This is a genomic window from Phenylobacterium sp. (assembly GCF_036402295.1).
In the GTDB taxonomy this organism is placed as follows: domain Bacteria; phylum Pseudomonadota; class Alphaproteobacteria; order Caulobacterales; family Caulobacteraceae; genus Phenylobacterium.
On record NZ_DASWTE010000356.1, the window covers coordinates 1 to 9758 of the forward strand.

At 68.7% G+C, this 9758-nt stretch carries 9 protein-coding genes; all 9 read right to left on the minus strand.

The features are described 5' to 3' along the window. Positions 1-173: 173 nt before the first annotated feature. Positions 174-866, minus strand: a complete 693-nt coding sequence (locus VGD44_RS21065; protein ID WP_331090346.1) for a TetR/AcrR family transcriptional regulator — start codon at positions 864-866, stop codon at positions 174-176. A gap of 82 nt (positions 867-948) precedes the next feature. Beyond that, positions 949-2307 carry an MFS transporter gene (locus tag VGD44_RS21070; protein ID WP_331090347.1) on the minus strand — a complete coding sequence of 453 codons (1359 nt, stop codon included), beginning with the start codon at positions 2305-2307 and terminating at the stop codon, positions 949-951. 6 nt (positions 2308-2313) lie between these two features. Further along, entirely contained in the window at positions 2314-4560 is a 2247-nt protein-coding gene (locus VGD44_RS21075; protein WP_331090348.1) for a TonB-dependent receptor, read from the minus strand. A 124-nt stretch (positions 4561-4684) separates the two neighbouring features. Further along, complete coding sequence (locus tag VGD44_RS21080; RefSeq protein WP_331090349.1) at positions 4685-5341, minus strand: RraA family protein; 657 nt, start codon at positions 5339-5341, stop codon at positions 4685-4687. Next, the gene (locus tag VGD44_RS21085; protein WP_331090350.1) at positions 5338-6003 is read right to left on the minus strand and encodes an RraA family protein; all 666 of its coding nucleotides are present in this window, start codon (positions 6001-6003) and stop codon (positions 5338-5340) included. The genes VGD44_RS21080 and VGD44_RS21085 overlap by 4 nt, the downstream gene beginning before the upstream one ends. After that, positions 6003-7310, minus strand: coding sequence for an aromatic ring-hydroxylating dioxygenase subunit alpha (locus VGD44_RS21090; RefSeq protein WP_331090351.1), 1308 nt, complete (start codon positions 7308-7310; stop codon positions 6003-6005). Before VGD44_RS21090 ends, VGD44_RS21085 begins: the two co-directional genes overlap by 1 nt. Positions 7311-7313: 3 nt before the next feature. After that, entirely contained in the window at positions 7314-7703 is a 390-nt protein-coding gene (locus VGD44_RS21095; RefSeq protein ID WP_331090352.1) for a RidA family protein, read from the minus strand. A gap of 11 nt (positions 7704-7714) precedes the next feature. Continuing rightward, a complete protein-coding gene (locus tag VGD44_RS21100; protein WP_331090353.1) occupies positions 7715-8722 on the minus strand; it encodes a hypothetical protein in 1008 nt (335 codons plus the stop codon). 7 nt (positions 8723-8729) lie between these two features. Continuing rightward, positions 8730-9758: amidohydrolase family protein (locus VGD44_RS21105; protein ID WP_331090354.1), on the minus strand; the 1029-nt coding region annotated here is incomplete at its 5' end.

Genomic DNA, 9758 nt, shown 5'->3' on the forward strand with positions numbered 1-9758 from the left:
GTGCCGAGCGAGACGAGCGCCCCTGTTGGGGAAGCAACCACATTCCGAACCAACCGTCCCACTCAGCTGTTTGATCGGCGGAGCCAATGACCTTTTGAAAAGCTGATCTCGTTCGCGGGCTTCGAGCGGAGCTTCGTCGACATCCACACGCGGCGAGAGCTCGAAAGCCCCAGCTATGACTTTGCGCGTTGCCGAGGGGTCGGAGGCTCCCGAAAGAAGAGACCCAGACAGACGCGGACGTGCTCTTCAACGAATTCCGGGTCCAGCGGCGAGCGGCCCATGATCTTCTCGACCTCGGCAGCGAGCATGTAGATGCGTGTGACCGCCCCGATGAAAATGTACTCCAGGTGGTACGGATCCCCATCGACATAGCGGCCAGCCTTTTGAGCGCCGCGGATCAGCGCGGCGCGCGCGTCGAAGGTGTGGCGGAGATACTCTTCGATTAGCCAGTCGAGCTGGGGGCTCGGCGCGCTGGCGACATGCGCCATGATCCGGTGGAAGTTGAGGTTCTGCGCCCCGAAGCGGATGAAGTCCTCGTGGATCAGACGCAGCTTGGTGGCGTCATCGACGCCGCGCAGGCCCTCGACCCGCGCATCGAACGTGGCCTTGTACTGGGCAAGGAGGCTCGAAATGGCCTCACGCCACAAGCCTTCCTTGCTGGCGAAGTGATAGGTGACCAGGGTGTGCTGCAGGCCCGCGCTGGCGGCGATGGTGCGTGTCGAGGCGCCTTCGTAGCCGTTGCGGGCGAACTCCTCGACGGCCGCCTCGATGATCTTGCGCCGCGTGTCGAGCGTCCGCTGCTGGACCGCCCGTTCCCGCTTGCGGGGCGCGGGGGCCTTCCCGACCGTCTTCGCCGTTGCGGCCAACGTGCTACTCCATGCCCGACACAAGGGGCCGACGAACGCGCCCCCCGATACCCTGAGCCTTCCGCCGGATGATCCGCCGTGTCTAACGCTCCTCGCGGACAGGGCCAAGCGACGAGCCTGGCCAGTCAGTCGATATAGCGGAAGGCATGGCTTCCATCTGGTCAAGGAATCCGCAACGGCTCCAGGCGAAGAGGAGGAGCGCCGGCAGGCCGATCGCCGGCGCAAGGATCGCCAGCGCCCGGCCCAGCGCTTGACCGCCGGGATCGAGGCTGGAGCTGATCGCCGCCGCCGCGGTCGGGCCAATCCCAAGCCCCAGCAGGGTGATGCACATCAGCAGGAGCGCCACGAACGTCGCGCGCATGCGCGGCGGCGCCAGGCCCTGCTGAGCCACGATCACATTGTTGGCGGCGCCCACGAGGCAGAAGCCCGAAAGCGCATGCAGCGCAAGGAAGACGGGCGCGCTCGACTGCAAGGGCGCGACCGTCGCAAACACCCCGCCAACGCCAATGCAGGCCATAGACGTGAGCGCCACCGCGTCCCGCCGCCCCTGCCGTTCCAGGAACCGCGTCAGCTGCGGCGCAGCCAACGTGCCGCCGAACCCGGCCGCCAGGCCGGTGAGGCCGAGCGCGAAGCCGGCCTGCTGAATCGAGAGGTCGAACTGCCGGCGCAACAGCTCGGGGCCCCATGCGGAGTAGGCGTAGCCGATCGCCTGGGTCAGGCCGGCGCCGGCGAACAGGCCGACGAACAGCCGTGCGCGCCCGCGCAGATGGGCGACCACCTCCACCAGCGATGGCGCGGCGTCGGCGGATTGCATGCGGCGCGGCTCGCGCACGGTCAGGGCGAACAGGGCGCCGACAAGCAGGCTGGGCAGGCCGACAATGACCAGCACAAGCTGCCAGGCGGCCAATGGCAGGGCGTGACCTGACACCGACGCCGTCTCGACGCCCTGCACCACGACGGCGCCGAGGATATAGGCGCCGGAAGCCCCTGCCATGCCCGTCGCGGAATAGACGCTGGCGGCCAGCGCGCGGCGCTCTGGCGGGAACAGGTCGCCGATCATGGAGTAGGCGGACGGCGTCAGCGCAGCCTCCCCGATCGCAAGGCCGACGCGCAGCGTGAGCAACATCCAGAAGGTTCCGGCGAAACCTGATGCCACCGTAGCAACGCCCCACAGGAGCACGCCGGCGACGATCAGGTTGCGCCGATTGCCGCGGTCGGCGAGACGCGCGATCGGCAGGCCCAGGAGGCCGTAGAAGACCGCGAAAGCCGGTCCGAACAGTAAGGCCAGCTGCATGTCGGAGACGCCCAGGTCGGCCTTCAGCGGCGCGACCAGCAGGGCCAGGATCACCCGGTCGACGAAGGACAAAATGTAGAGGAGCCCGAGGAGCGCGACGGCCCACCAGGCTCCTCCAGTCGCGCGCGGGGAGGAAGGCTCGCGCAAGGCTCGCTAACGCCGGATTCGGAACTGCAGCACGACCGACAGTGGCGGATTGACGATGCCGTACCAGGCCGTGGTGTTGCCGCCCGCGCCCGTGCCGGACACCGACGTCACGAACTGCGGCTCGGTCACGTCCGTCAGGTTCTTGCCCAGCAGCGCGATCTCCCAGCCGGCCGCCTCGTTCTCCACCGCGACGCGGAGATTGACCTTGCCGAAGCCGTCGCGATGAGGCGCGTTCAGGTTCACGCCGACGTTCGGCTGGAAGTAGGTCTTGGACATGAATTCGAGGCTGCCCAGAACATTCAGGGTCAGGTCGTCGGTGATGGGACGGCTGAAGTTGGCGTCGAGGTTCCCGCTCCACTTCGGCGCCCGCGGCTGGCGCAGGCCGTCGACCGCCACCGGCACGGCAGGCGGCGGTGGAACGGTCTCGGTGAACACGGAGTCGGCGTAGACCACGCCGCCGCTCAGGCGCAGGCCCTCGGCCACGCGCAGGCTGCCGTTCACCTCCACGCCACGCGAGCGCACGTCGAGATTGGTCACGACAGTCTGAGCCACGCCGGGATTGCCCACCACCGCGGTGCGCGAGAACTGGAAGTCCTCCACCGTCGTCTGGAAGACAGCCACGTCCAGCGACGCCCGGTCGAAGACGAACTTGCCGCCGGCCTCCACGGTGTAGGCGGTTTCCCCCTTGTAGGGCGCGCCCGCGATAGTCGTGGGCGAGCTCTGGAAGCCGCCGCCCTTGCTGCCCTTGGACGCCGACACATAGACCATCCGGCCAGGCTCGAACTTGTACTGGAGGCCGATGTCGCCATCGACGTCCTCTTCGGTGCTCGAGAGCTTGGTGCGCGGATAGGCAGGGAAGATCGCGCCGAGATTGCCGGAGCCCTGCGAGCGGAGGAGCGTCGCGTCCTTCGTCTCGTGCGTGTAGCGCAGGCCGACGCTGGCGTTCAGCTTGTCGGTCAGCGCATAAGTGGCCTGGCCGAACGCCGAGATCGTCTCGGTCTTCTGGTTGTAGAGCGACAGCACCGAGCCGAAGAGCGCCGACGGCTGGGCGCCCGTGAGCGACCGATTCAGCGTCCAGTCGTTGTAGAAGTAGAACACGCCCGCGAGATAGGTGAGCCGGCCTTCGGATGGCGAGGCGATGCGGAATTCCTGGGAGTACTGCTGGTTCTTCTCGTTGTCGCCGAGGTTCAGCAGGTTCGCCTTCAGGAAATCCAGATCGCTCAGGCGCTCGACCTGCCAGTCGACGTACGCGCTCTGCGACGTGAGCGTGTGGCCGCCGATTTGCCAGTTGGCGATCAGGTTGAAGCGGTCGGAGACCTGGTTGTCGTAGGGCGTGCGGCCCGCCGGCACGCTGGCGCCGAAGGCGTCCGACCCGCTCTCGCTGCGGCGGTTCGGCCGACCTTCGAAGTCGGTCTGGCCGGTGGCCAGGGCCCGGGCGGCAAGCGTCAGGCCGGCGGTGGCGTCGCGCAGCACCTCCAGGGATTGGCCTGTCTGTTCATGGTCGTCGTGCTGGTAGATGAAGGTGACATCGACGTCGGCGCCGGGGGTCCACTGCAGGCTGAGGCGGCCGGAGACGTCGCGCGTGTCGGGCTGCTGGCCCGAGTACGGATTTCGGACATAGCCGCCGTCGTCGATGAACAGCCCCGAGATCCGGGCCTTCAGCTGCTCGCTGATCGGCACGTCCACCGCTGCCTCGATCCGGGGCGTATTGGTCTTGAAATCGTAGCTGGTCTCCAGGTTGACGCCGAGGTCGTCGCCGGGCCGACGCGTCACCAGGGTGATGGCGCCCAGCGTCGTGTTCTTGCCCAGCAGCGTGCCCTGGGTCCCCTTCACCATCTCGACCCGCTCGAGGTCGTACATGGGCGCGACATAGTCCCGCGTGTGGGCGGTGTAGACGCCGTCCACGAAGAGGGCGACAGAGGACTCCACCGAGAACAGCGCGGAGTTGGATCCGAGGCCGCGGAACGTCACGCCCGGACCGCCGCCGACCCCGGCCATCATTACCAGGCCGGGGACGACGCCGTTCAGCTCGTTGGCGTTGGTGACCGCCACGGCGCGCAGCTTGTCGTCACTGACGACCGCGATGGTGGCCGGCGCGTCCGAGAGCGTCTCGGCCCGCTTCCGGGCCGTGACGATCACCTCCTCGAGCGCGCCGTCATCCGTCTGGGCTTGCGCGGCGCCCGCGCTCAGCACCGTCAGCGCGCAGCTTGCCAGCAGCGCGGCCGTCCGCCGCGCCCGTCCCTGGGCTCGCATCCGAGTCCTCCCCCTCTCTTGCTTCGTCCGACGCTCGTCCGGCGTCGCGCCGGTCAATTTGACCGATTGACATAAGGATACAAGAAATATTTGCTCGCTTGGTCAGTTTAATTGAAGCAACGCGTCAGCTTGCGCCGCGGGTCTGCAGCGCGTGGTAGCGGGCTGACTTGCGGGCTTGGTCGAGCCGGGAGCCGCTCAGAACGGCGGCGCGGATAGTCTCTTCGGCCGCCGCGATCTCACGGGCGACCTGCAGCACCTCGCCAACCCGGGCCGCGGGGATCGCGATCACGCCGTCGTCGTCGCCGATGAGCCAGTCGCCCGGCTCCACGCGAACACCCGCGACCTGGACCGGCACGTTGTAGGCGTCGGCGGTAACCCGGTCCTTGCCGGTCCGCATGGTGTTCGCGCGGGCGAAGATCGGGTAGCCGAGCTCGATGCTGCGGCCGATGTCGCGGCAGACGCCGTCGATCACGGTGCCGGCGATCCCCTTCCCGTGCGCGACCAGGGTCAGGATGTCGCCCCAGACGGTCGCGTCCAGCCGCCCGTTGTTGTCGAGGACGACCACCTGCCCCGGCTCGACGTCGTCGATGTAGTCGCCCACCGAACCGCCCGAGAGGCCAACCGGAACCATGCGGATCGTGAAGGCGGGGCCCGCGAACGTCATGCCGCGGTCGAAAGGCATAACCCCCAGGCATTGCCCGTCGATTCCCAGGCGGTCCAAAGCGTCGGAGAGGGTGGTGACGCCGATCGCCTTCAGGTCTTCGGCCAGGGCCTGGCTCATCGCCCCGCCTCCTTCTGCTTGAGCATGTCCTCATAGTCGGCGCCCATCACCTCGCCGATCGGGCGGCCGCGCTCGATGTCGGCCGCCATCAGCTGCTCGCGCGCGAAGATCGCCTCGGCTGCAGCGATGACGGCCTCGGCCTTGTCGGCGGCCACGAAGACCACGCCGCTGCCGTCGGCGAGCACCAGGTCGCCCGGCCGGACAGCCACGCCCGCCACGGTAATCGGCTCGTTGAAGCCGTGCTCGGCCACCCGGCCGCGCGCGGTCACAGGCACCGCGGCGCGCGCGAACACCGCAAGCCCCAGTTCCTGGCTCTCGTCGACGTCGCGGCAGGCGCCGTCGACGATGACGGCCGCCACTCCCTTCATCACGGCGCCGCGGCTGAGCAAACCGCCCCAGCCGGACACGTCGATGCGGCCGCGATGCTCGACGACGATGACGTCACCCGGCTGGGCGGCCATCACCGCGCCGGCGCCGAGATGGCGCTTGGGCGCGCCCTCCATGGGCGCGCCGAGCTTCACGGTGACAGTCCGCCCCGCTACCCGTCGGCGAACCGTCAACGGGGAGAGCCCTGTCACCGCGCCGGCCAGCCCGAGCTTGTCCAGGGCGTCGGACACCGAGCAGGTGTCGAGCTTCGCCAGTCGTCGGATCAGCTCGTCCATCAGGCGCCAGCCGTGGTGGGGGCGCGCAGCGCGCCCAGGCCTGAGAACTCGATCACTTCCAGCCCCATCGCGGTCGCGAACGCGTCCCGGACCCAATCCGGCTGACCCGCCTGGAAGACATAGCTCGTGAACATCAGGCGCTTGCGCGGATCGGCGAGGATCTCGGCCTTGGTGAAGCCGTCGATCACCGCCTCCCGATCCATCATCGGCAGCTCGACGCAGCGGTTGCGCTCGGGATCACGGATCGCGAACTTCGGCCCTCCGCCCTCGCCGATCGCCTTCAGCTCCTCGAAGAAGCGCTTGCGGATCATCAGGATGCCGCGGTCGCTCTGCCCCAGGTGCTCCAGCGTGCGATCGGTGATCCGCCCCTGCCCCGCCCAGGCCAGGAAGTCCTGGTTCATGACGTGGCTGGTGATCCAGCGCCCCTCTTCGTCGAACACCGGCCCGCGCCAGGTGGGGATCGCCGCCTGGGTGAAGGGCTCCTGCTCCTTCGGCACCCGCGTGAACTTCCAGGTGACGCTGAGCGTGTTCTCGTCGTCGATCGGCACGCGCCACTCGAAATGCTCGCCCAGGAAGAAGCCGTTCGGCCACAGGCACACCCGGCCGATCGTCCAGTTCGGGTGCGCGGCCGAGGTGTCTTCCTTGATCCGCTTGTAGACGAACCCGAACTCGAACTCCTCGAAGGCGAGCTCAAGGTGGGTCGGCCCGTACGGCCCTGTCTCGCCGCCCAGGCGCTGGCCCCAGTTCTCGTGCATCCACTCGAAGTGCACCGGGTCGATGGAGTTCTCCTGGCACTGGAACCAGTTGCAGGGAACTTCCGAGATCACGACCTGGGCGAAGCCGTTGGGCCAGGAGAACGGCTCCCAGTCCGGCAGCAACGGGGCGGGCTGCGGCCCGAGGTAGGCCCAGAGCATCCCGGCCTTCGCCTCGACGGGATAGGCCTTGATGCGGATCCGATCCTTCATCCCCAGCTCGGGATGGGCGGTGTCCTCATACGGCTGCTCGACGCAGGCGCCCGTCTCGTCGAAGCGCCAGCCATGGTAGTTGCAGCGCAGGCCGCAGGCCTCGACCATTCCGTGGCTCAGGTCGGCCCGCCGGTGTGGGCAGTGGCGGTCCACCAGCCCGAAGCGGCCGCGCAGATCCTTGTAGAGGACGAGGTCCTCGCCCAGCACGCGCACCGCCCTAGTCGCCGCATCGTCGAACTCCGACGCGCCGGCGATCGGGTGCCAGTAGCGGCGCAGGAGCTCGCCCATCGGCGTGCCCGGTCCGACCTCCGTGAGCTGGCGGTTCTTCTCGGGGCTCAGCACGGCTCAGCCCTCCACCCAGCCGGTGGCGTCACACTGCACGAGCATGTTGGCCGGCAGGCCGTCGTTCTGCAGGGTGTGGCGCGCCGGCCGGGAAGCCGGATCCGGGAAGGCCTTGAGCCACTCGGCGTTCACCGCAGGGCGAGCCTCCGGCGCCTTCACGTAGACGGTCATGCGGGCGATGTCCCCAAGGGTTCCGCCCGCCGCCGCGAGGATGCGTTCGAGGTTCATGAACATCAGCCGCGCCTGCTCGGCGACGTCGTCGGGGATCTTGCCGGTCGCGGGATCCAGGCCATAGACGCCCCCGGTCATCACCAGAGGCCCCACGCGGGAAGCCGCCGGGATCGGCTGGGCGCCATGGCTGAAGCCCTCGACCTCGATACTGCGCCTTGCCATGCGTTCCTCCTTCAGTCGTCGCTCTTGTCGCGCCAGACGGCGACGGCCACGCCGACGCCGGTGCCCGCGGCCGTGCGGTAGATCGGCTGGTACTCGGACCACGCGAGCGGCAGGTGCTCGACGGCGCCTGCGGTCAGGACCCAGTTCAGGATCTCGGACGAACCGGAGTTCAGGGCGTCGCGCGGGATGGTGCGCAGCTCGTCGCCCGCTCCGCGGGCAAGCGCGTCCAGCACCTGGCGATCGAGCGCCTCGTCCACCACGAAGTGGCTGAGCCCGCCGGAGGCGATCACCGCCACGCGGAGGTCCGCCCTGCTCGCCTCGAGCGCCGCGCGCAGCGCGCGCCCGATGTCGTGGCAGCGTGCGGCGCTGGGCACGTTCGGCGGATAGTAGGTGTTCAGCAGCACCGGCAGCAGCGGGATCGTCCGACCGCGGAACAGCCGCTGGACCACGAAGCCGTAGGCATGGCCGAACGCCGCCTTCGCGGGATCGGGTACGAGGCCGCAGACCGCGACGTCGACGTCCCGGTCGAGCAGTCCCTGGATCACGTCTAGCGCCAGCGACCGCGCGCCCGGCAAGGTGTGGGCCTCGTCCATCATGTAGCCGCGGCCCATGGTGCGCATCCACTCGGGCAGCTCCTCGGCGCCGAAGCGGTTGGAGGTCACCACCTCCTCGCCGAAGAAGACGGCGAACGCCGGCTGGTTGTCCGGTCCGAACAGCTCCTGCTGGTCGTCGCCAACGATCACCACAACGTCGGGCGCGGCCGCCTCGAGTTCGTCGGCGAGCCGGTCGAGCGCCGCCTGGCAGGCCTGGGCCTTCGCCTGCAGCACTTGCGCGGTGGCAGCCTCGCCATAGCGATCACCCACTTCGCTGCTCAGCTCGGCGTAGGTGACGCGCCGCCCGTCCGAAAGGTTGAGCTCCGGATTGGCGAGGTCCGCCGCGGCGCGGTGGATCCACTCGTCCGCCGGCAGGGTCAGCATGGGCGTGTGGGACGTCCCCGCCCCGAAGACGATGCGCGCCATGCCGGCCTCAGAGATCCAGCCGGTTGAACAGCCGGCGCGCGTTGTCCTCGAACACGCCCTTGCGGTCGGCGTCGCTGAGGGTCGCGATGCTCTCGATGACCGGCTTGAGGTCATCCATGGGGCGGCCGGTCGAAGGGTCGACCCCGCCGCCGCTGCCGGGCCGTTCGGTGCCGAAGCAGCAACGGTCGGCGCCCACCACGTCGAAGAGCAGCTCCAGCGAGGCCTTGTTGTGCACGACGGTGTCGAACCAGAAGCGCTTCAGGATATCGTCGAAGCTCGGCGCATCCTTCGCGATCTTGCCCGCCGCGCGCGCCATCTCCCGGTGGGAGCGCCAGCGCCCGACCTGGTAGGGGATCGCCCCGCCCCCGTGGCTGACCATCAGCTTCAGGTCCGGGAAGCGCTCGAACACGCCGGCGCGGTAGATCGAGGTGATCGCCAGGCTCTCCTCGGCGATGAAGTGCTCGTCATAGGTCTCGCGGCAATTGCAGCAGTTGCCCGAGTGGATGTGGCCGGGCAGGTCCAGCTCGCACAGGCGCTCGTAGAGCGGATACCAGTAGGGATCGCCCAGCGGCGGGATCTTGCCGCTGCCCTCGCCCGGGTCCGGATTGATCAGCACGCCGACGAAGCCCAGGTCCTCGGTCACCCGGTTGATCTCATCGAAAAGGGAGTCCACCGGCCGGCCCGCCTGCTGCGGCAGCGCGCCCACGCCGCGGAAGCGCGTCGGGTGCATCTTGATCGTGCGGGCGATGGTGTCGTTCTGGTCCCAGACCCAGCTCGTGATGTTCTCCCACCGCGCATCGCCGTTCATCATCAGGAAGGGCCGCGGCGACAGCACCTGAACGTCGGTCCCCACCGCGTCCATGATCGCGACGTTCTGGGCCGCCGACTTCTCCAAGTCAGCATCGCTGACGACGGCCCGGTAGGGGTCGCCGTACTGGCCGCCGGAGACCGCCAGATTGCTGCGGTGGGCGTAGAGCGAGGCCGGGGCCACCAGGTGCGCGTGGGCGTCGATGATCGTCATGGATGAGTCCCGGTT

Excerpts from the sequence above, each read along its gene's own strand:
- VGD44_RS21095 (WP_331090352.1), bottom strand. The coding sequence starts at position 7,703 with ATGGCAAGGCGCAGTATCGAGGTCGAGGGCTTCAGCCATGGCGCCCAG.
- VGD44_RS21080 (WP_331090349.1), bottom strand. The coding sequence starts at position 5,341 with ATGAGCCAGGCCCTGGCCGAAGACCTGAAGGCGATCGGCGTCACCACC.
- VGD44_RS21100 (WP_331090353.1), bottom strand. The coding sequence starts at position 8,722 with ATGGCGCGCATCGTCTTCGGGGCGGGGACGTCCCACACGCCCATGCTG.
- VGD44_RS21075 (WP_331090348.1), bottom strand. The coding sequence starts at position 4,560 with ATGCGAGCCCAGGGACGGGCGCGGCGGACGGCCGCGCTGCTGGCAAGC.
- VGD44_RS21085 (WP_331090350.1), bottom strand. The coding sequence starts at position 6,003 with ATGGACGAGCTGATCCGACGACTGGCGAAGCTCGACACCTGCTCGGTG.